This window comes from Heyndrickxia coagulans DSM 1 = ATCC 7050 (genome assembly GCF_000290615.1).
Lineage (GTDB): Bacteria > Bacillota > Bacilli > Bacillales > Bacillaceae_C > Weizmannia > Weizmannia coagulans.
The window spans coordinates 1-21,894 of record NZ_ALAS01000276.1; the positions used below are offsets into that span (position 1 = coordinate 1).

Annotated in this window: 23 protein-coding genes, 2 tRNA genes and 1 riboswitch; of the genes, 5 read left to right on the forward strand and 20 right to left on the reverse strand. The window is 44.5% G+C overall.

Annotation, left to right across the window (positions count from 1 at the left end; all coding sequences use genetic code 11):
* The first annotated feature begins 100 nt into the window (after positions 1–100).
* Complete coding sequence (locus IC21_RS14645; protein ID WP_019721660.1) at positions 101–289, forward strand: hypothetical protein; 189 nt, start codon at positions 101–103, stop codon at positions 287–289.
* A 5-nt stretch (positions 290–294) separates the two neighbouring features.
* Positions 295–426 carry a DUF6254 family protein gene (locus IC21_RS17475; RefSeq protein ID WP_014095912.1) on the forward strand — a complete coding sequence of 44 codons (132 nt, stop codon included), beginning with the start codon at positions 295–297 and terminating at the stop codon, positions 424–426.
* Positions 427–593: 167 nt separating this feature from the next.
* Here the strand turns inward: IC21_RS17475 and IC21_RS14650 are convergent, their stop codons facing one another.
* The 8 genes from IC21_RS14650 to IC21_RS14695 form a co-directional block, all read right to left on the reverse strand.
* Positions 594–782, reverse strand: coding sequence for a cold-shock protein (locus IC21_RS14650; RefSeq protein WP_014095913.1), 189 nt, complete (start codon positions 780–782; stop codon positions 594–596).
* 568 nt (positions 783–1,350) lie between these two features.
* Positions 1,351–2,337 carry a LacI family DNA-binding transcriptional regulator gene (locus IC21_RS14660; RefSeq protein WP_029142562.1) on the reverse strand — a complete coding sequence of 329 codons (987 nt, stop codon included), beginning with the start codon at positions 2,335–2,337 and terminating at the stop codon, positions 1,351–1,353.
* Positions 2,338–2,356: 19 nt separating this feature from the next.
* Positions 2,357–3,397, reverse strand: a complete 1,041-nt coding sequence (locus tag IC21_RS14665; protein ID WP_029142561.1) for an aldose epimerase family protein — start codon at positions 3,395–3,397, stop codon at positions 2,357–2,359.
* Positions 3,398–3,708: 311 nt separating this feature from the next.
* Positions 3,709–5,193: a UDP-glucose--hexose-1-phosphate uridylyltransferase gene (galT, locus tag IC21_RS14675; protein ID WP_029142559.1), complete on the reverse strand. Its 1,485-nt coding sequence runs from the start codon at positions 5,191–5,193 to the stop codon at positions 3,709–3,711.
* Positions 5,194–5,198: 5 nt separating this feature from the next.
* A complete protein-coding gene (galE, locus tag IC21_RS14680) occupies positions 5,199–6,194 on the reverse strand; it encodes a UDP-glucose 4-epimerase GalE (RefSeq protein WP_029142558.1) in 996 nt (331 codons plus the stop codon).
* On the reverse strand, positions 6,191–7,372 hold the full coding sequence (locus IC21_RS14685; protein ID WP_029142557.1) for a galactokinase: 1,182 nt from the start codon (positions 7,370–7,372) through the stop codon (positions 6,191–6,193). The genes galE and IC21_RS14685 overlap by 4 nt, the downstream gene beginning before the upstream one ends.
* 103 nt (positions 7,373–7,475) lie before the next feature.
* The gene (locus IC21_RS14690) at positions 7,476–7,835 is read right to left on the reverse strand and encodes a hypothetical protein (RefSeq protein WP_029142556.1); all 360 of its coding nucleotides are present in this window, start codon (positions 7,833–7,835) and stop codon (positions 7,476–7,478) included.
* Positions 7,836–8,072: 237 nt separating this feature from the next.
* On the reverse strand, positions 8,073–9,209 hold the full coding sequence (locus IC21_RS14695; RefSeq protein WP_029142555.1) for an acyl-CoA dehydrogenase family protein: 1,137 nt from the start codon (positions 9,207–9,209) through the stop codon (positions 8,073–8,075).
* A 140-nt stretch (positions 9,210–9,349) separates the two neighbouring features.
* Between IC21_RS14695 and IC21_RS14700 the strand changes: the two genes are divergently transcribed.
* Together IC21_RS14700 and IC21_RS14705 are read left to right on the forward strand one after the other, a co-directional pair.
* Positions 9,350–9,422 (forward strand) — tRNA-Thr (locus IC21_RS14700).
* Positions 9,423–9,440: 18 nt separating this feature from the next.
* Positions 9,441–9,531, forward strand: a tRNA-Ser gene (locus IC21_RS14705).
* A gap of 49 nt (positions 9,532–9,580) precedes the next feature.
* On the opposite strand, the gene IC21_RS14710 is transcribed toward IC21_RS14705, so the two are convergent.
* The 4 genes from IC21_RS14710 to tenA all read right to left on the reverse strand — a co-directional run bounded on the left by IC21_RS14710 (position 9,581) and on the right by tenA (position 12,484).
* Entirely contained in the window at positions 9,581–10,342 is a 762-nt protein-coding gene (locus IC21_RS14710; protein ID WP_029142554.1) for a 5'-nucleotidase, lipoprotein e(P4) family, read from the reverse strand.
* Positions 10,299–10,778, reverse strand: coding sequence for a DUF8821 family protein (locus tag IC21_RS17620; RefSeq protein ID WP_307189156.1), 480 nt, complete (start codon positions 10,776–10,778; stop codon positions 10,299–10,301). The genes IC21_RS14710 and IC21_RS17620 overlap by 44 nt, the downstream gene beginning before the upstream one ends.
* Before the next feature lie 326 nt (positions 10,779–11,104).
* Positions 11,105–11,623, reverse strand: coding sequence for an energy coupling factor transporter S component ThiW (gene thiW / locus IC21_RS14725; protein WP_029142551.1), 519 nt, complete (start codon positions 11,621–11,623; stop codon positions 11,105–11,107).
* Positions 11,624–11,662: 39 nt separating this feature from the next.
* On the reverse strand, positions 11,663–12,484 hold the full coding sequence (gene tenA, locus IC21_RS14730; RefSeq protein WP_013858572.1) for a thiaminase II: 822 nt from the start codon (positions 12,482–12,484) through the stop codon (positions 11,663–11,665).
* A riboswitch (TPP riboswitch) is annotated at positions 12,476–12,564 on the reverse strand. (Overlaps the previous gene by 9 nt.)
* 274 nt (positions 12,565–12,838) lie before the next feature.
* On the opposite strand from tenA, the gene IC21_RS14735 reads away from it, so the two are divergent.
* The gene (locus tag IC21_RS14735) at positions 12,839–13,744 is read left to right on the forward strand and encodes a TIGR01777 family oxidoreductase (RefSeq protein ID WP_029142550.1); all 906 of its coding nucleotides are present in this window, start codon (positions 12,839–12,841) and stop codon (positions 13,742–13,744) included.
* Positions 13,745–14,194: 450 nt separating this feature from the next.
* Here IC21_RS14735 and IC21_RS14745 read toward each other — a convergent pair whose 3' ends face one another.
* The 8 genes from IC21_RS14745 to IC21_RS14780 form a co-directional block, all read right to left on the reverse strand.
* The gene (locus IC21_RS14745) at positions 14,195–15,292 is read right to left on the reverse strand and encodes a GH25 family lysozyme (RefSeq protein WP_026684864.1); all 1,098 of its coding nucleotides are present in this window, start codon (positions 15,290–15,292) and stop codon (positions 14,195–14,197) included.
* A gap of 505 nt (positions 15,293–15,797) precedes the next feature.
* On the reverse strand, positions 15,798–16,574 hold the full coding sequence (locus IC21_RS14750) for a class I SAM-dependent methyltransferase (RefSeq protein ID WP_029142549.1): 777 nt from the start codon (positions 16,572–16,574) through the stop codon (positions 15,798–15,800).
* A gap of 508 nt (positions 16,575–17,082) precedes the next feature.
* A complete protein-coding gene (locus IC21_RS14755) occupies positions 17,083–17,484 on the reverse strand; it encodes an arsenate reductase ArsC (protein ID WP_014097261.1) in 402 nt (133 codons plus the stop codon).
* 9 nt (positions 17,485–17,493) lie between these two features.
* The gene (gene arsB, locus IC21_RS14760) at positions 17,494–18,552 is read right to left on the reverse strand and encodes an ACR3 family arsenite efflux transporter (RefSeq protein WP_013858563.1); all 1,059 of its coding nucleotides are present in this window, start codon (positions 18,550–18,552) and stop codon (positions 17,494–17,496) included.
* 6 nt (positions 18,553–18,558) lie between these two features.
* The gene (locus tag IC21_RS14765; RefSeq protein WP_026684965.1) at positions 18,559–19,089 is read right to left on the reverse strand and encodes a DUF2703 domain-containing protein; all 531 of its coding nucleotides are present in this window, start codon (positions 19,087–19,089) and stop codon (positions 18,559–18,561) included.
* Positions 19,082–20,854 carry an arsenical pump-driving ATPase gene (gene arsA / locus IC21_RS14770; protein WP_035181098.1) on the reverse strand — a complete coding sequence of 591 codons (1,773 nt, stop codon included), beginning with the start codon at positions 20,852–20,854 and terminating at the stop codon, positions 19,082–19,084. Before arsA ends, IC21_RS14765 begins: the two co-directional genes overlap by 8 nt.
* A gap of 40 nt (positions 20,855–20,894) precedes the next feature.
* Positions 20,895–21,215 (reverse strand): arsenite efflux transporter metallochaperone ArsD, encoded by a 321-nt coding sequence (gene arsD, locus IC21_RS14775; protein ID WP_050996565.1) that lies wholly within the window; start codon positions 21,213–21,215, stop codon positions 20,895–20,897.
* Between the two features lie 13 nt (positions 21,216–21,228).
* Positions 21,229–21,564, reverse strand: a complete 336-nt coding sequence (locus IC21_RS14780) for an ArsR/SmtB family transcription factor (protein WP_014097256.1) — start codon at positions 21,562–21,564, stop codon at positions 21,229–21,231.
* Between the last annotated feature and the right edge of the window lie 330 nt (positions 21,565–21,894).

A 21,894-nucleotide genomic window follows, 5' to 3' on the forward strand; every position in this document is an offset into this window, starting at 1 on the left:
GGTGTGACAACGATTAGGTGTAAATCAAATACCTATGAAATTTGGAGAATATGCGAGTAAATGAGAGATAATTGAACTTTATTGAAGGAGTGGAAATACTATGCCTGACAAACGTGAGGTGACGCATCGGGACAATGAGGCGGAAACGGTTGTCAATGATGCGCATGGGAGCAACCAGGTTGGCTTGTTCAGTGAACATAAGCCTTATAAACCGTTTGCTGTGACAGCACTGGAAACGGATGAGGATATGAAAAGATTCGCGAAATTTACAGATGGCAAACAGGAGTGATCCAAGTGAGTAAATCAAAGCGCGAAGAAGAACGACAGTGGAAAGTCCGGAAAGAATCGCAAAACCCGCACGGCAAAGTGAAATCTCTGGAAGAAATCGCGGATGAGATATTCGCCGAATGGAAAGAGAAAAAGTGAGATAAAGGGGTGCTTTCATGGCACCCCTTTTGTATGCTGGAGACCGTGCCCAATCAGGTTTTCCGAAATGGCTTAACGATTCCATAGCGGGCGCAGACAATAAAAAACCCGTTGAAAACAGAGGTTTCAACAGGCCCGAAAAATGGCAACAAAAAATAACTGTTTTTTTAACTTCCGATAACTGGCAGCACGCGTACTTCTTTTTTCATATCGGAGTGGCAGAGCGGGCAGTGCGGCTTTTCTTCAAAAGTAAAGTTTTCACGCATAAAACCGTTGCAATCATCGTTTGTGCAGGCCCATACAGTTGTTTCCACCTCAGGCACCGGCTCCTTCTGGTTATTAAAATATGCCATCATAAAAGACTCCCTTCTTATGTTTAGTATAACACACTTTAACACAAAAAAGGGACCGGACCTGCTGCGTTAACGTATGCAGGCAAGTGTGTGCAAACCGTCCCGGTGCATTCATGCATACTTCTATTATATGCATGCTTCCCCGGCTTTATGCGCCCGCTTTGCACCAGGCAAGGGCTGCGGCTTGCAACCGGGCTGGGGCCGGTGCCTGCCCTGCTTTGATGCATTGGCAGCACCCGCTTTACATTCTGATCCACTTTCCGCAAGTTCGCGGCTATTTTTTCGCGCCCCTGCTACTTTTGAAGCCGGTACTTGCACTGCTTCAAGATCTGCCCTAAATGCCTGCCCACTTTTCGAAGGGTTCGGCAATTTTGTTTGCAATCTATGCCATTTTGAAACCGGAACCTGCACTGCTTCGGCGCCTTTGCATGATCTGCCCTAAAATTTGCCCCGTTTTCCGCAAAGTCGCGGCCATTTTCTTTACACGCACATGCTATTCCGAAACCGAGATCCGCACTGCTTTGCAACGCCCGGCCAATCATTTTTCCGGCTTCGCCATTTTGCTGCCCGTTCATCCGCTTTTGCGGCAAACGAGTTTTGTGGCAATAAAAATTTTCTTGGCAACTGTTCTGCCTTCCAAACGTTCCAGCAGCGTATCGACTGCTGTCTCGCCCATCAATTCCGTATACACTTTCACAGTAGAAAGCGGCGGGAAAACGTATTTGGACAGCGAGATGTCATTGACGCCGATAAGGCTTACGCGGCCGGGCACCGGGATGTTGTTTTCCGCAAGCGCCTTAAGGCAACCGATCGCAATCGCATCATTGGCGGCAAAGAAAGCAGTTGGAAGCGCGTCCCCGTGTTCGCGGACCGCCTCGTTCATCAACCGGTACCCATCTTCAGTCGAAAACGCGCCGATATATACCCATTTTTCATTCCAGCGGCCCGCTGCCTGCATCCAGCGCCTGAACGCCGTTTCGCGCGGATCCTCAATCGTGGCGGAGGCATCTTTATAATTTTCCCTGCCGCCGATAAAGCCGATTTGCGTATGGCCTTTTTCCGTAAAATAGGTGAGCACTTTTTCCGTCGCTTTTTCAAAATCGGCCACAACGGCATCAAAACGGTTGTCATCAGGCGAGCAGTCGACAAATACGATATTCGGGGTAACAGAGAGAAGCTTCTCCACTTGTGCAAGACTGAATTTCCCGACAGCAATAATGCCCTGGATTTGCTCTTTCCCCATCTCTTCCAAATGGGTCAAATCGTATTTCGTCAGCCGGATATTTTTCATGCTGCAGCGCGCTTCAATGCCCATTCTGATCGATAAATAATACAAATCATTCAGTTCTTCTTGTTCCGTATACCAGTACACTAGCGCAATTTTGATTTTTTCCGGTTTCCGGGCTGTTTTTTTCTTGTAGGAAAGCGCTTCTGCCGCTTCAAAGATTCTTTTTTTCGTATCGTCACTTACGGAAAGTGACGGGTCGTTATTCAGCACGCGTGAAACCGTTGAAATGGAAACACCCGCCTTCTCAGCAATATCTTTAATCGTTGCCATTGTTACACCTCAATCTTTTTCAGCCAAAAATCCATTTTGTATGGGCGCGGTATGTTTCACCCGGCTCCAGAATCACAGACGGGTATTCAGGGTGATGGATCGCATCCGGCACACCCTGCGTCTCGAGGCAGACCGCCAAATAATCACAAGGCTTGCGGCCGCGGATTTCATATGTGTCATTTCCCATCGTATTGCTAGTATAAACGACGACGCAAGGCTGGTCGGTTTCCACCGTTAGCATGCGCCCGCTCTCTTCGTCTTTTAAGCGGATCGGTTTTTCCGTTTCTGGCAATAAAAACGCGTGGTCATAGCCGTTTCCGACAAGGACGTTTTGCGGATGATCCGATACCGTGCCGTCTTCGATTTTTCGCCCGTTCCGGAAATCGAACGCGGTACCTCTAACATCAAATGTTTTCCCTGTCGGCAGCGTTTCCCGGCCAAGTTCCAGCACACGGCCACTCGGGATTTGTAGTTCATGGCCGCGCACATCGCGTTTCATGTCGCCGCTTAAATTGAAGTATGCATGATTGGTCATGTTGACGATCGTTTTTTTATCCGTATGTGCCTGATAAGACAGCTTCAGTTCTTGTTCATTTGTTAAAAGATAGGTCACGGTGGCATCGAGATTCCCGGGATAGCCTTCTTCGCCGTCCGGGCTTGTATACGTAAATTTCACACCAACTGCGCCGTCTTGTTCAATGGGCGTGCTGTCCCAGATGACGGCGTTAAACCCTTTGAAGCCGCCATGGATATGGTTGCGGTTTTCATTGGCAGAAAGCTTGTATGTTTTGCCGTCCAGTTCAAAAGAAGCTCCGGCGATCCTGCCGGCAACGCGGCCGATGATAGCGCCGAAATACGGAACACCATGGAGGTAGCCGTCAAGGTTGTCATACCCGAGCACGATGTTTTCCGCTTTGCCGTTTTTGTCCGGCACGATGATCTTATTGATGATGCAACCGTGTTCAAGCACCGTTACAGATATGCCGCGGTCATTTTTCAATTCATAAGCATGGACCGGACGCCCTTCCAATTCCCCAAACAATGCCTTTTTGATTTCCATTTTGATCATCCCTTTTCCGTTAAAGATTGCGGGCCATAAAAAACGGCCCGGTGTACCCGTCTGAGCTAAAAGTTACGGAATGTGATCTGCAGCCCTATATGCGTCAAAAACGTATGCTAAAAGTGTTGGAACGCGTTGCCGGCTCCTGTTCCCCGCGGCCGCGCCAATCGCTTCCGGAATCCGCAGCCGGCCTGAATGCCAAGTAAAAAACCGGCCTGCTGTTTGGTGTGCGCGGTACATTCCGGAAGGCGTTTAGCAGCCCGCACCCTTTCACCGTGAACATGCGCAAAAAAAAGGTTGGAACGGACCGCCTACAACTTACGCAAAAAATTCCGGAATGCCTGTTTTCCTCTTTCGTCCCGTTTAAAGACGCCGGCGTGCTGCAAAACTTGCAAGAAGACTTTGCCCACTTCGTTGCGGACGATGCCTTCCACGTTTTCCGCTGCCACCGTGCCTTCGTATTTTTTCTTTAAACCGTTTGCCCAGTCAAGATGGTAGGCGGCAATGGCGTTCGAATGCCCGAGCAAATATTTCTCCACTTCGGCCAGCTCATTTTTCAGCCGTGCCGGCAGAACCGCAAGCCCCATCACTTCAATCAGCCCGATATTTTCTTTTTTAATATGATGGACCTCGGCGTGCGGGTGGAAAATGCCAAGCGGATGGGTTTCGCTTGTCCGGTTGTTGCGGAGTACAAGATCAAGTTCAAACCTGTCCCCGCGTTTTCTTGCGATCGGCGTAATCGTGTTATGCGGCGCCCCGTTTGTTTCCGCGAGGATATCGGCGGAAGGGTCGCTGTACTGTTTCCAGATTTGCAAAATATGATCCGCAGCCTCGGTAAGACGTGCCGCCTCTGCACTCCGCAGCCGGATGACCGACATCGGCCATTTGATAACGGCGGCTTTCACATCCGGAAATGCCTTCATTTCAAAACGCCAGTCGTCAGCCGCTTTTGCCATCGCAAATTCATAACGCCCGCCCTGATAATGGTCGTGCGACAAAATCGAACCGCCGACAATCGGCAGATCGGCATTTGAGCCCAGGAAATAATGCGGGAACCGCCCGACAAATTCAAGCAATCTTTGAAAAGCCGCTTTGTCGATTTTCATATCGCGGTGTGTTTCTGACAGCACAATGCAATGTTCGTTGTAATACATATATGGTGAATATTGCAAATACCACGGCTCGCCGCCGAGGGTAAGGCGGATAAGCCGGTGGTTCGACCGTGCCGGGTGCCCCGTTCTGCCGGCATATCCTTCATTTTCCATGCAAAGCAGGCATTTCGGGTAATGGCCTTTTTTGGCGTTTTTTTCCCTGGCAATGGACTTTGGGTCTTTTTCCGGTTTTGAAAGATTGATGGTAATGTCAAGATCGCCGTATTCCGTTGATGTCTTGTATACAATGTTTTTCGCAATCTGCTTCGTTTGGATATAATTGCTGTGTTTGCTTAACGCGTAAAAATAATCGGTCGCTTCAGCCGGGCTTTCCGCATATTTTTCCCGGAAAATACGGTTTACCGTTGATGGGCGCGGTGTAAACACATTCATGACGTGGCTTGCAAAAATGTCTTTCTCATCCAGTATATCCTGAATGATGCCTTTTTCGCACGCGTAACGGACAAGCATGCCGAGGAGATCAGGAATATCCTGATCTGCCCCGCCTGCTTCCGGTTCACGGAATTCATCCAGATGCAAAAGCGACAGCACCTGGTTTCTCGCATACACCCGATCTTCTTCCCCGATTAACCGAGTGCGGACAGCCTTGTTTACAAGCTGCTCGACCGTTTCAAAAATTGCCACAGGTTTCACCTTCTGTCGTCGTAACCGTTTGGATGGCTTTCATGCCAGTTCCATGCATCTTTGATAATCTGTCGAATATCCGTTTTTTTCGGATTCCAGCCGAGCACACGTTTAGCCTTTTCGGATGAAGCGATGAGCGTGCTCGGATCCCCGGCGCGGCGGTCGCCGATTTTGACGTTAAAGCCTTTGCCGGTCACTTCCCGGACGGTATCCACAATTTCTTTGACAGAAAATCCGTTGCTTGATCCGAGGTTGAACACATCGCTTGCGCCGCCGTTCTGTAAATATTGAAGCGCAAGAATATGGGCATCAATCAAATCTTCCACATGGATGTAATCGCGGACGCATGTCCCGTCTTTTGTATCATAGTCTTCGCCGAAAATGGTAATCGCCTCGCGTTTTCCAAGCACCGTTTCCAATACAACCGGGATAAGATGCGTTTCCGGATGGTGGTCTTCGCCGATTTCGCCGGTTGATCTTGCGCCGGCTACGTTAAAATAGCGAAGTGCAACGTATTTAATGCCGTACGCTTTTTCACACCATTTCATCATTTTTTCCATCGCCAGTTTTGTCTCGCCGTAAGTGTTGGTCGGAACGGTCGGCATTGTCTCTGTAATCGGCACGCGGTCCGGTTCCCCGTATGTTGCGGCGGTCGAAGAGAACACAATATGCGGCACATGGAATTCTTTCATCATTTCAAGCACAATTTGCGTGCCGTATACGTTGTTGTCGAAGTATTTCAGCGGCTGTTCCATCGATTCGCCGACAAGCGAGTTGGCTGCAAAATGAATGATCGCGTCAATTTTTTCCTTTCCGAACACGTCCCGCATAAAGGCACGGTCGCGAATATCGCCTTCGTAAAATTTTGCCTTTGGATGGATTGCGCCGCGGTGGCCGGTCTGCAGGTTGTCAATCACCACCACGTCATATTTTTGGTCGATCAGTTGATATACGGCATGCGAGCCGATATAACCGGCTCCGCCTAATACTAAAATGCTCATGCAAGTTCCTCCATTGTGATTTCTTTTGCCCCGTCGCTGATGCTTGCGGTGTAGAAGTCCGCCCGGTAGCCGATTTCTTTTTCATAGACGTCCCCGACATTTTTGATAAACGCATCGACTTTGTCATTTTCGACAATTGCAATTGCACATCCGCCGAATCCTGCGCCCGTCATTCTCGCCCCGAGCACGCCCTCCTGCTTCCAGGCAGTTTCGGCCAGCGTATCAAGTTCTTTGCCGGTCACCTCGTAATCATCCCGCAGCGAACGGTGGGAGGCATTGATCAGTTCCCCGAAAGCGGGCAGGTCGCCACGTTTTAATGCATCAAGCGCTTTAAGCGTGCGCGCATTTTCATAAACGGCATGCTTTGCCCGTTTCCTCACAATCTCATTGTCTATGATTTCCTTGTTTTTTTCAAATGTTTCTTCTGTCAAATCGCCGAGCGTTTCGATATCGAGTCTCTTTTGCAGCTGTTTCAGTGCCGATTCACATTCCGCACGCCGTTCATTATATTTAGAGTCCGCAAGTTCGCGGCGTTTATTCGTGTTCATAATCAAAATTTTATGGTGATCCAGCTTGATCGGGGCATATTCGTATGCAAGCGTGGCACAGTCGAGCAAAATGCCCGCGTCTTTTTTGCCCATCCCGACCGCGAACTGGTCCATGATCCCGCTATTTACGCCGATAAATTGGTTTTCCGTTTTTTGCCCGAGCTTGACAAGATCCAGCCGTTCCACTTTTAGGTTGAACAATTTTTCAAGCATCACGCCGGTCAATAGTTCAATGGAGGCGGAAGAAGACAGGCCGGCCCCATTCGGAATATTGCCGTACACGAGACAGTCGAAACCCCGTTCTATTTCATGCCCGGCTTCCTTCAAATATTTCAGCATGCCTTTCGGGTAATTGGCCCAGTCATGCGCTTTGGTGTACTCAAGGTTGTCGAGCGTAAATTCGATGACGCCCTTTTCTTTAAAATTTAAAGATACAAAGCGGATGTTGCGGTCACCGCGTTTTTTCGCCAAAGCATACGTCCCCATGGTAATCGCGCACGGAAACACATGGCCGCCGTTATAGTCAGTGTGCTCCCCGATCAGATTTATCCGGCCCGGCGCAAAAAACGCGCGCTCCGCCGCCGTCCCGAAATACTCCTTGAAAGCCTGAGGCAAATTTGGGTTGCTCATGTTCGTTCCCCCTAAGTGTAATAGATTGTAAACGGTTTCTTCGTTTTCATCTTACACGAGGAAGTAAAAAAATGCAATGTTTTTTACTAAAATTTTACCTGCATCATTCAACATCTGAATAATAGAGTTTGAATTCGATGTCCTGGTCGTGGTTGCCAAAACCCTTTCCAAAAATGGTCGCGCCACCGACATGTTCCGTATCTTCCAGTACAGCAATCCGGAAAGTGATCAGGCTGTTTCGGAGCGGCAAATCCGAAATTTTGACATCCGACAGGCATTCCCCGTCCATATACGTGCCATACTGGTTGATCCGCAAATGTTTCAAAAGGCCGTACTGGCTGTGGTTGCTCTCCCACCAGCCGGGATTGTATTTGCCGCGGATATCCGAAAAGTTTCCCGGGCACGTCCATGTGCCGAGGTTTTTTGAGCAAGAAACAAACGGCCTGCTGTCATATACCCGCAAGCCGAAAACCGCCCCGGAAAATATCAGGAAAATCCTTGAAAAATGGCAGGATAAAAACGTACGGGCTTATCCGGCAAATCATAGAATGTAAACGAACCATGGAGCGGCAACGGTGCAAATTCAGCACTTGCCGCTTTTTTAGCGGCAGCGGCAAAGCGGGCCAAAAAAAGAGGCGGCGCTTTGCTGCTTTGCGCCCCCCTTTCTTCCCGGCTATTTAGACCATCGGATCTTTTTGTTTTACACCCGCGCGCCGAGCTGCATGAGGACGGCATCATCCATCGGCGGATTGTGTAATCCCGCACGCACATCCCGGTAATAGCGCTGGAGCGGGCTTTTTTCGGACAGGCTTCTGGCACCTACGATGCGCATCGCTAAATCAACTGCTTCTATCGCATGATTCGTAACCGCCATTTTCGCTGCCCCAAGTTCCGGACCCATCTCTTTTCTTTGCTCCGCTCCGGATTCATCCCACATTTTCGCAACCGAATACAGAAAATGCCGCGCCTGCATCAATTTCAGCTCGATTTCACCGAATTTCTGGCGGATCGCCGGCAGTTCCGCAATCGGATGGTTCAGGCTGTTCGGCGTATACGATTTCGCAAAGCGAGCCGCTTCCCGTTTCGCTGCCTCGGCAATGCCTAAATAACAGGCCGGGATATGGAGCAGATAACCAGCCGGCTCTTTCTTTTTCGTCTGGATCTCCGCCAGGTTCGCAAGCGGGACTTTGACGTTTTCCAGCACAACATCATGGCTGCCGGTTGCCCTTAAAGCAATGCTGTCCCATGTTTCGACGACGGAAAGGCCAGCCGTCTCCCGCGGAACGACAAAACTGCCAACCGCTTCTTTTTCCGGAATCGTTGCGGTAATGATAAAAAAGTCGAGCACCGGAGACATGGTGGCAAATGTTTTTCTCCCGTTTAACACCCATTCGCCGTTCTTTTCCGTTGCCGTTGTTTCCGGCATGCCACCGCGCGTCGGGCTGCCCGTTTGCGCTTCGGTTGCGCAAGTGTTGATGAGGGCGGCCTCCCCTGCTGCCGCACGGCAAATGCGTTCAAACAATTGCCCGTTCCATGTTCTTGTTTCGGACAAATGCATGAAAATCCCCATATGCCACCCGATGGAAAGGGCAGTCGACCCGTCCGCAACCGCGATGGCCTCTTGCAGGCGGACAAGCTCATACAGCGAAATGCCGCCCCCACCGTAGTTTTGCGGCACAGTCAGCTTTGTATAGCCTGTTTCTTTTAAATCTTGAATATTTTCAAAAGCAAACCGCCCTTTCAAGTCATTGGCAGCCGCCCTTTCGGAAAACGGGCCGGCAAGCGTTTGAATCAGTTCCAGTTTTTCCTCCAGCGTTGAGGTTTGTAAAAAATCCATATCCTTTCCTCCCCGTAAAAACTCTTTCCTTTTATTTTACCGGAAACATGCCTGAAAAACATGACAACACTTTTTTTAAATTTCCTCTTGCAATCCGGATTTTATTATAATATAATTTACATTGTCCTGATTGATTCCATGCTGGTGTAGCACAGTTGGTAGTGCACTTCACTCGTAATGAAGGGGTCGGAGGTTCGAGTCCTCTCACCAGCATCTTTCTTTTTTCCATATGGAGAAGTACCCAAGCGGCTGAAGGGGACGCACTCGAAATGCGTTAGGGCGGGTGACCGTCGCGTGGGTTCAAATCCCACCTTCTCCGCCATACATAATGCATATAAAAATTCCGGAAAAACTCCGGAATTTTTTTGCGTTTATGAACCACATGGCAATTCATGTTCCCAATCCCCGTAAACCGGATTCGGGAATACGATAAACTTGCGGCCAAATGCATGGCGGAAACGGTCTGCTTCCAGGCTGCGCGCCTTGTTTCCTTTTGCGTCAAATGCCTTAAAAAAGTCCCCTAAATTATCACCGAATAAGGCAATGATGTCGTGGTCCTTCTCAACAACTTGCCGGCGCGTTTCTTTGCTGCTTGTTCCTTGTTGCAACAGCACATGGGAACGGACGGCCTGCGGGATCCCTTCTTTTTTCAAGTTGCGAAGGGTGGCATCCATATATTTTTCGTCCCGGTTTGAAATGTAATAAATATCGATTCCTTTTTTATCGACATATTTTAAAAAGGAAAGTGCCCCCGGGAGCGGTTTTGCTTTTGCTTTTTTCACCCATGCTCCCCAGCCGCTGCCAAACGAAATGCCCTTTTCTGCCATATAAGATAAGTACGGCCCGTTATCCAGCACCGTTTCATCGAGGTCCAGCACGATGGCCCGCTTCTTTTTTACCTTGGTTTTCAGGCTCTCCTCCATACGCTGTTTTCCGATATTGTATCCTTGATAATAAAGCGCTCTTGCTTCCCCAGATGTCCGGTACCAGGCAACCCCCATTTTGGTCTGTTCCGCTTTTTGCTTTGCCGTGCAGCCCGAAACCGGAACCGTCTTCATGACGGCAGCTTCCCGGTTTTGTTTGCCGCCTTCAGCAGAGCACCCCGCATTTCCGAGCACCAGCGCAAAGACCATTAGCAACCCTGCAAAATAGTTCATGCTTGCCCCTTCTTTCTAAAATGCTTTTACGTTTAGTATAGAGGAACCCCGGAAATTGATACATGCTAAAATGGCATCTTTCACGAGGGTGGCCAACGTTCACTTTTTTCCGGATTTTACCCGCACGGCCATCCTCGTAAAAGACATAGGCAAATTTGATATTTTCCACTTGAAAACGCGAAGTTTCCAATGGTTTGGCTGCAAATTCAATGCCGCGTTCTTCTTTCAAAATTCTATTCACATAGTCAAGGGTCTCCCTGCTTTCTGCAGCCGGCACAACGATAAATACGTGTTTGAATTTATTTATAAAATAACGCGCCTCATTCGCACGCAAACCGGCCAGCGCCTTCGCAACAGGCGAAGACTCCAGACCAACAGCAGACACATTTTTGAAATCAACGGTATAGGAGATGCGCAATTCTCCTTTTCCTGAATGGATTTGATTGTTAACACAAAAATATATGAAACCTATTCTATACTCAACAGTTCACAATATTTGTCATAGCTCCCCTTAAGGACAACTCAAAAATCATAACTGATATTTTCGGGCCCGCCGCCCGGCATTTCTATTATAGCAAAATGGCATGCAATGAATGGGACTATGCCAGAGTGCGTCATAATGCCAACAGCATCAGGCTCTGTTTTCAAGAGCCTGATTTTGCTGGCATGGATTTTGACCGGCTGCTTGCAACCTGTATGTACCGTGGCAAATGCCTTCAATCCTCCGTGGTGCTTCGCTCAAAGCTTCCGGTTGCTTACGGTATGATTGATCATTCTGTCCCACCCTTTATTTTTTTGTAAAACTTTTATCAAAACATAGCCAAAAATGGCCCCTGCAAAAGAGCTTAAAAAGAAGGCAGGGATAAATCCGAAAAGCGTTGACGCTTGGCCGAGTAAGAAAACAGCAATGGGATAACATGCCAAGGCACCGAGAATGCCTGTCCCCATGACCTCCCCAACAAAGGCAAAAATGAGCTTATTCGTCTTCGCGTACAGATAAGCTGCCAAAAACGCGCCGATCATGCTTCCCGGAAAGGCAAAAATACTCCCTGTCCCAAGCAAGTTACGTAAAAGCGAGGATATAAAAGCTTGCGCAACCGCATAACCGGGGCCGAGCAGAACAGCCGAGAGTATGTTGGCAAAATGCTGTACCGGAAAAATTTTTGCAAAACCTACGGGGATATAAATCAAGCTGCTGGATGCAGTTGTGATAGCCGCAATAACTGCAGTTGCTGTTATTTTTTGTGTTTTTCTCATTAGAACCAACCCTCCCTCCTTTTTAGTTGCGAATGAAAATCAGACCGGCCAGTCTTGTTTTTTATCGTTCATATCCCAAAATAAATACTCATACTTTGAGGCTATTTGGAAATGGTGTTCTAAGACTGCCAGTTCCGTTTCTGATTTTCCGCTTGCCAGTTGGTCCATTAAGTCAATTAACCACTGCGTTCCGGAGCCGAACGTTTCTGAAGAATAGGTTTCGATCCATTTCTTGTAAGGATTGGTCTCCAATGTGTCTCGATGATTTAATTTCAGCAGTTTCCCAATTTCCCAATAATCCCAGGCACACGGCAACAAGCAGGCAACAAGTTCAGCCAAGCTTCCATTGGCGGCCACTTGCAGCATATAACTTGTGTAAGCAAGATTGGCCGGCGTTGGTTGAGTTGCTTCTAAATCCGTGCGTGTAATGCCAAACTCGGCAGCGTATTGGCGGTGCAGTTCCATCTCAAAATGCAACGATTCATGGAGAACCGCAGCAAATCTCGTCATAATGTCCAGGTTACCCGCTTTCACAACACCCATGGCAAACAGTTTTGCGTACTCAACTAAATATACGTAATCCTGCTTTAAATAATAGATAAATTTATCTCTTTCTAAAGTTCCGTTCCCCAGTCCCACGACAAAAGGATGGTTATGGTTTTTCTCCCAAATCGGCTGGACATTTTGATATAGCCTTTCTGTAAAAGATCGTTTCAACAATGATTCCTCCTTGTTTACCGGGAAACCGATTGCGGTTTGCAGGCTGGTTTCTCCCTTTGCCCTAAGCAGCTTCAAAATAAAAAACCCGCCCTCCATCGGAAAGCGGGTGTATAAATTACAAATCATCAGGTGTAATTTCATTACCTACTTCCCTACGCTAGTACGAACTAGATCAGGTTCTAAGGGTACTTCTCAGCCAGCCGGCGCCCCTAGTAGACGATTATGAATATTCATTTTCAATAATCTTACCATATCATAGTCCCAAATTTTGTGCAACAGGAGATTTATCATCCTAATCTTGATTAAAATGTCGTCTTCCATTAACTTTTTAATATCGGGACAGCTCCTGGAATATCAAAGAAGACTTTTTCTCACAAACAAGGACGAATGACTTGGAAACCTTGATTTTTCATCATTTGTGCCAATTTCATTCCCGGCTTTAAGTGGCAAACCATGTATCAAAACATGGAGAAATTTGCAGAACGGAGGGCAAAAATGAGGATTGTGATCGCTGGCGGGACCGGATTTATCGGGCGGAAATTAACGGATATGCTTCTTCGCGAAGGGCATGAAGTGGTCATTTTAACAAGGAAAGACAAGCAGCCGGCAAATCGTGTGCAGTATGTAAAATGGCTGGTGGAAGATGCTTCTCCCGAAAATGAAATAGGGAATGCGGATGTATTCATCAACTTGGCCGGCGTGTCCATAAACGATGGAAGATGGAGTGCCAAACACCAAAAACAAATTTATGAAAGCCGGATGTGCGCAACAGATGAAATGTTGCGCATCCTGTCTGCCATGCCGCGCAAACCGGCAGTGCTGGTCAATGCAAGTGCAATCGGCATCTATCCGCCATCACGCAATGCTGTGTATACTGAAAAATCATTGCAAAGGGCAAATGATTTTCTTGGCAGGACGGTATCGGGTTGGGAAGCCAATGCGAAGCAAGCAGAAAAACATGCCATCCGTACTGTCTTATTGAGATTCGGCGTTGTGCTTGGAAAGGAAAACGGAGCACTGCCCCTTATGGTATTGCCGTATAAATGGTTTGCTGGCGGCACAGTCGGTTCCGGCAATCAATGGGTCTCGTGGGTGCATATAACAGACGTAGTAAGATCGATCTTATTTGCTATTAAAAATGAGAACATCCGCGGCCCGGTCAATGTCACTGCCCCTTCGCCTATAACGATGAAGGCATTTGGCAAAACCATTGGTGCTGTTTTACACCGGCCGCATTGGCTTCCCGTACCTTCTTTTGCCTTGAAACTGGCACTCGGGCAAAAAAGCAGCCTTGTGCTTGAAGGCCAGCATGTACGCCCGGAAGTATTCATGCAAGCAGGATTTGAATTCATGTTCCCGACGCTCCGGCAAGCTTTGGAAGATTTGCTTACAAATCCATAAGGGCAAAAAAGTACAGGCAACGAACGCCACGGCAGAAGGGCCCCTCTTCACACGCGCATAAAAATAAAGGTCTCCCAACAGCCGTCTTCCGCTGTTGGGAGACCTGGTTTCATCCTGATGGTAGGTCCCTGGTCTTTGTATTTCATTTCAACAGATACTAGAGGTACATGGCTATCCATTTGAAATCTGATACGCTTCTTTGCACCCCCAGCCTGAAAAATACATCATTCGCGATTTTGATTTTCTGCACGCGCTTTTACTAGACTTTCCAACCTTCATTACCGTTTTCAATGTCATCAATGGCTGGCATTTCCATTCAGACACCACGTCCGGAAAATGCGCATGAACTTCAACCCATTTCATACATATGCCCCGCGTTTTATTTTTATCCATCATGTACACAAACAAATACTGTTTGGTTATCTGCCGTTCCATTTTTTACAAAAAACCTTAGCCGCCAATGGCCTTGTTGTAAGTCAGATCGAAATCAAAATTTCCTTTTACGCCGTTGATCTTACAGTTTGTTTTACGATGCTGCCAAACGTCAGCCTGCATGCCGAGCGTTGCGTTATAACGTGCAATCCATAATAGATTCCCCTTGGGCAGTTTCGATGCATTTAAACGATTCTTGTAAAAATCGTAGTACGTATAGATCCCAGTATGTTGGAATCCTTTGCTTTTCAACTCGGTGATAAAGGCATCCACATAGCGGGTTAAAGTATCTTTGTTTTTCGATAGATTCTCGTATTCGACATCCACAAAAACATAGCCAATCTGTTGTTTCACAGGACTTAGCCTCTGCGCAAAATGGTCTGCTTCCTGTTTCGCGGCCGTTATGGAAGTGGCGTCAAACATGTGATAAACATGAACTTTTAAACCGGCTTTGGCTGCCGCTTTAACATCCTGGACAAAATAATCCTCGGTGCCCGTTTTTGGCAAATCGGTTCCCTCACTTGCTTTTATAATCGCATAGCTAAAACCCGCCGCTTTCACTTTTTTGAAATCAATCCCGTTTGTCCCGGATGGTTGCAAATATGATAAATCTATTCCCCGTTTGGCGTAGCGGACAATATGGGTATCGTAAGTTTGGGCATATCCGTAATAGCCGTCTGCATAACCAATGGTCAGCCAGTGGCCCTGTTTCGCATAAACGGTAACCGGCGTTGCGAGATAAAGCGTATTTTTCAATGTTTTTCCCGTACGAATGTCGTGCAAATACACTGTATCAGCAGCATAGCCGGTATACCACGCCTTTGGTCTGCCGTTTGCCACATATTTTTTATACGCATAGGCCGTTTTATTTTGAAATTGAACGCGGTAATAGCTGCCCGACGAACCGGTGACAAATACCGGTGCATTGCCGGGCAAAGTGCCAACTTTTTTGCCGGCGCTTGATGCTTTCGAAACAAGGTTCACCGATCTGGTTGCATGTTTGACAGTAATGGAAGATGCATGCGCCTTGATGAACAAACCATTTGAAAAAGTGGGGAATACAAAAGCGAAAGCCATTACAAAAGAGATCACGCACTTAAATCCAAATTTGACCATCTTGTCCCCCTATGAATATATGAGATTACCTTATTCTAACATTTAATATAAGGGCTGTCATCGCCAGAATGATGCTCAAGTGCTGTGAGATATCAGGACGTCCTATAGCAGAATCTGGGTCAGCCATGAGACGACCCTTGCATTTTTTAAAACGATGCTCAATCAATAGCGTTTGCTTCGACATTGACGGGCACTGATTCTGGCCCGGCCTAAAATAGTAGTACCGGCCACTTTCCCTAATTTGCCGCGTTTCGGCACTGTCCAGGAAATGGCCGAAAATGGTTAAAAATACTTCAATTTCAGGACTTATATATCATTTTTTCAGGTGCTCTATAGCTATCCTTTGAGGACGCCTCACAAACACATAAATATTGTTCAGGATTTAGTAAATAAAATTGAACATCCCCCTTTCGATACATTCCCAGACCTTTTAATTTTATGCCTGAAAAAATTGGGGAAAGTAGGCGGTTGGTCTTACCCGATGCCCTGCAGACGGGTCAATCAGCTAAATAGTTGCCTTCCATATTGTCCACCGGTCTTTTTTAACGATGTTATTTTCCTTTGTCACCTTTTTCTGGACATAATCGGTCAGCAAACTTAGTTCTTTATCATCCAGTTCATACAAAATGCTTCTTCCTGTTCTTTCACTTATGTCTTTTAATAATTGCGCTTTATTTTCGTGCACCTTTCTTGTTTCCCATAATTTAACTTCTTCAATTTTTTTGAACCCTGCTTCTTGCAAAGCCTCGATGACCGTTTGGCTGCTATGCCTGCGTTTTATTTCCTCATCAATTAATTTTGGAAATAACTCAAATAAATACCCTCTGATGTTTGTGTTATCTCCTTCTAATAAGCAATCATCGGGTGTGCGATCTTGAATAATAAAAACCCCGCCATCCTTTAACAGTCTGTGTGCTTCTTTAAAACAAGCATGCAAATCCCAAAGATGGTGTATTAACGCTCTTTCAATCACCAATTGAAAGCTTTGACTTTCTAAGCCTGTATCATAAGCGTTTCCGAGTTGAAAGGAGATATTTTTATAGTCTTTACAATTTTCCTTCGCTCCTTCAAGAATCGGTTCCGAAAAATCGATGCCTATAACAGTTTGAACGCCCATATCTGCCAGGGCTTTCGAATAAATCCCTCCTCCGCACCCGATATCTAAAGCGTTTGATATATGCTCGACAGTTAGCAGACTTTTCATCATGTCAATCCAGGAACGATCCGCAACACGGGTTGTATAAGTCAATCGATTTTGCTTACTGTGAAAATCAATTCCCATTTCTTATCCCTCATCTCTATTGAAAAATCATATTACTCTAAAAACTGAACTTAGTTTTTTACATTAAGACCAAGTCATCCATTTTACATCCTAATTGCTTTTGCAACCGGTAACAAAATAGCAATGTTTCGCTCATTCTCTCCAGCTTTATTTTATTATACCTCATTGGAAAGAAAAATTCGGAAAATTTTATTACAAATCATAAATATTCATTATAGTCCCGGTAATAAGCCGGCTATTGGAGATTTTTGATTTTGAATAAAAAATCGCCCTGATTTTGGAAAGGTGATTTTCACAAAATCAGGGCTTTTTATCGTTGCTGTTTACACATCTAAAACCAAATGCGCCACACATTCCACATGCAACGAGCGGGGTGGTTTGATGTCTTTTACATTATCGGTAGTCGGAAACACGTCATCTCCACTTTTTGCACTATCGGTAGGCGGGAACATATCGACATATATAATTATAACGCCAACTACTAGATTTGTAATTGGCGTTATAATTATTATGACTTTAGTTTTGCTTTTAACTCTTTTATTTTTGTTTCTATAGTTGATATTACTTTTTTAAATTCCTCATCACTCTTACCTGTAGGATCATCCAACCCCCAATCTTCCCTGTGTTTACATGGAAGGTAAGGGCATTCCACATTACACCCCATTGTAATAACAATATCTACTGGAGGTATTTCATCAAGCAACTTTGAATGTTGAGTTTTCTCCATATCTATATCATAAAGCTCTTTCATTAGACGCACAGCATCCTGGTTAATTTGAGGTTTTGTTTCTGTGCCAGCAGAGTAGCTTTCAAATATATCTCCTGCAAAGTGCTTACCAAGTGCCTCGGCTATTTGGCTTCGACATGAATTATGAACACATATAAATGCAACCTTTAGTTTATTACTCATTGGCCATACCTACTTTCTTGATTTTTCTGGAAACCAGTGTCTTGTATTATTCGCTATCTTTACTAATATCAACATAACAGGCACTTCTGTTAGAACTCCTACAATGGTAGCAAGTGCAGCTGGGCTTTGAGTTCCAAACAATGCAATCGCAACGGCAACTGCCAGTTCAAAAAAGTTAGAGGCGCCAATCATGCCAGCAGGCGCTGCTATCTCATGAGGAAGTTTTATAGCCTTGCTTGCTAGATATGCAATGAAAAAGATTAGGAAAGTCTGAATAATTAATGGTATAGCAATTAAAACAATATGCAGTGGATTATTCAGAATTACATCGCCCTGGAATGAAAAGATTATTATTAATGTTAGCAATAGACCTATGGTGGTGACATTCCCAAACTTCGGTATAAAGCTATTCTCAAAGTAATCGAGTCCTCGCCTTTTTGTGATGTAATTACGGGTAATTATGCCACCAGCTAGCGGGATAACAACAAACAATACTACAGATAAAATAAGAGTGTCCCAGGGTATGGTTACGCCGCCCACACCTAGAAGAAACGCAACTATAGGCGTGAAAGCTATGAGAATTATAAGATCATTTGTTGCCACTTGCACGACGGTATAAGCTGCGTTGCCTTTGGTCAAATAACTCCATACAAATACCATCGCTGTACACGGTGCTGCTCCAAGAAGTATTGCTCCCGCAAGATAGTCTTGTGCCAATTCTGCCGGAATTAGAGATTTAAAAATTACAAAGAAAAACAGCCATGCAATGCCGAACATAGTAAATGGCTTTATCAACCAGTTGGTTATCCATGTAACAAAAAGTCCCTTGGGATTTTTGCCTACATTTCTAATACTTTGAAAATCTACTTTTAGCATCATTGGATATATCATAATCCAGATTAAAATCGCCATTGGTATTGATACATTTGCATATTCAAAACGTCCTAAAAACGCTGGTATTCCAGGTAAAAACTTTCCAATCAATACCCCTGCAAACATACATAAAATAACCCATACGGTTAAGTACTTTTCAAAAAATCCAATTCCACTATTTTGTTCCTTACTCATGTTAAATCAATCATCCTTTCTTTCCAAGCTATCAAAAAATGTAATTAAGTTTTGTGGGATTTCATATTTCTCATTTGTCAAGGGGATTGAACCATGGCCACTATAAACTTCTTTCAAAATTGCGTTGATAATCATGGATTTTGGAGGTTCCGTATACTCTATACCATCCTGCACCCAAACCCTGCAATCCACAGAGTCACCACACAGATCCCCACATTCCTTACAGGAAGATTCCTTAACCTCAAGAGCAATATCCCTGCCATTTACACGAATTGTTGGAGAACTTAAAAAATGGTGTTTAATGGCTAACTCCCTCGAATTTATATTAATCTTATTAACTACTATCTCAAATCCTGCCTCACTTAATACTGTAGATACTTCATTGACTGCATCATAGAGGTTAGTTTCAGTTCCTTGACACCTCTTACATACACTTAGGTCGAGATAAAGAAAATCAATTATAATCTGCCTTTTTTCCTGTTCTTGTCCGCAGCAACCACTGCCACAAGAGCAACAGCCAGTATCACTTTTATTCATCACTTTTACTACCTCCAGAGCAGTTCACTATACTTTCAATTGATGCATCCTGGAACCAAGGGATTCCAACAAAGTTATCAGAACTTATTTCCTTAACTTTTTCTAGCCATTGCTTTTCAGCATCAGCGCGAGCTATTAACATACTATTTTTAGTATTCGTTAAAGAAAGGCACTGATTAACCACCCACCATTTATTATTAATTCCCGCTCTGTTTAGGTCATCACTCAGTCTCTGAGCTTCAAATACTGGTGTTGCTTCAGGCAATGTTACAATTATAACCTCTGTCTGTTTCTCATCCCGAAGTCTTGGAAGTAATCTTTGAACAGATACCGGTGTTTCACCTTTGGTTCTCTGCACTTCTCTATGGTAGCTCTGTGTAGAGTCAAGCAAAAGAAGCGTATGACCCGTTGGTGCAGTATCAATAATTACAACTTCATTTTCAGCCTTGTCAACAATCTCAGCAAAAGCTCTAAATACTGCAATTTCCTGTGTGCATGGAGAGCGTAAATCCTCTTCAACATAAGCAATATCATCTTCGCTCATTGTTTCACGAGCCTTACTTAATACCTCATTTTGATATCGCAATAATTCCTTCTTTTCATCAATTTTGCTTAGTTTTATATTTTCAGTATCTTCAACCACATATTTGAGATGATCAGCTGGATCTGTAGATGTTAAATGTGCCTTAACACCCTTTCTAGCAAGAGCCACAGCAATGGTTGCAGCAATAGTTGTTTTTCCAACACCGCCTTTGCCCATTGTAAATATCACTTTTTTACCTGCCCTATAAATATCTTCAATCAGAACATCTAGGTGTCTTAAATTTAAGGATTTGCTATAAATACTATTTTTTGTGTATTCGTCACTATATAAAAATGTTCTAATATTATCAATACCTACAACGTTATAGGAACGAAGTGGTATAGTGAAAATCTTAAACTTTTTTAAACCCTGTGGCATATTTTCCAAAGCCTTTTGCTGCTTATCTAACATTTTAATCGAAACATCGTCAGTTGCTTCACTCAGTATACCATTGATAATTAAAACCTGATTGTTTATCCCTAGCTCACTAAGCTCATGGCTTGAACGTTCAGCTTCAATCAAAGGAGTTTCCTCCGGCCTTGATACCAATATCAAAGTTGTTTTATCTTTATCTGCAAGGTTTTCAACCGCATTCTTATACATATCCTTTTTATCTTGAAGTCCAGCTAGCTGACCTAAACATGACGCCCCATGTGTACTTTCACTAATAAAATTACTCCACGCTGATGGTAATTGCAGCATACGAAGTGTGTGCCCTGTCGGAGCAGTATCAAAAATAATATAATCGTATTTATTCTCTGTGGATTTATCAGTGATGAAGTTCGAAAACTGGTCAAAAGCGGCAATTTCAACTGTACATGAACCTGAGAGTTGTTCCTCCATATTTACAATTACACTAGCCGGCAACTTCCCCCTATATGGAGCAATAACCGATTCCCTATACTCTCTGGCAGCTTCCTCTGGGTCAAGATTCGCCACAACTAAACCCGGCACTCCATCAATCGGCACACCTTTGCCATCAAGCTCAGTATTAAAAACATCCTGTAAATTGGATGCAGGATCAGTGCTTATAAGGAGAACACTTTTTCCATTATCAGCTAAATTTACTGCCACAGCACAAGCGGTTGAAGTTTTACCTACACCACCCTTTCCTGTGAAAAACATATACTTAGTCAGATTTATCCCATCTAAACTAAATGGCTCATAATTATTCTTTAACATCTTAACAGCACCCCTTTGGTCCGCAGCAGCCACTCTTCTTTTAAGGTTTTGTGCTTATTTCCACCCCTAACCATTCTGAAAACTCTTCGTTTGTTGGGTAGCTTTTGGTTTTTACAATTTCACCATCTGCCAGTGTTACAGGAAGAATATCTGCTCCTTCCTTTTGTAGAATTTCACTTATAACTTTATTGGAGATAAAATCCTGGGGTTCACTAGACAAACCATGCCTTTTTATAATAATCCCTTTTTCTTTAAGCGAATTAATTACAGTTGCTACTCTTAACAGCTCCGGATCAATAGATGGACCACAAACTCCTGTTGAGCAACACATTGCTGGGTCAAAAATCTCAATATTTTTCATTACTAAATCCTCCTTAACAACATTGATTATCAGATTTTTTATTTTTGCTCTTTTTACAAATACAATCTTCTTTGTCATTTGTTATGCATGTAAAGAAAGCTATTACCTCATCCGTTTTTTTCTTGTTTAATGTATATCTCATCCATGCCCCATCACGTACTGCATTTACAAGACCACTTTCAGATAATATCTTCATATGATAACTAAGAGTGGATTGAGAAATACTGAATTCTTCTAATATATCGCATGCGCACATTTCTCCACACGATAGCATATCAATAATCTTTAACCGTGTTTCATCTGACATAGCCTTAATTGCAGGAACATAATCTGCATATGAATGTTTCATGAAATTACCTCCTATATATTCATATGTATCAATGACATCGAATGTTCTCGATATCTTATAATAAGAATATCAGGCATATCGATAGTTGTCAATATGGTTTTATAATAAGTTAACGACAAAAAGCGCCGACTAAGATGCCACTGCACCTCAATCGGCGGTCAAATTCGTTTTATTTTTCTATATCAATTTCTACACCAGATTTAAATTCAATAGTTAGTTTATCATCATAGACCGTTATTTTATAATGGACCCATAAAACTAGACACAAAATGAGGAGCTGTTAAAGTAGGTTTATGAGAAAAAGTTATACGCCTGAATTTAAAACTCAAG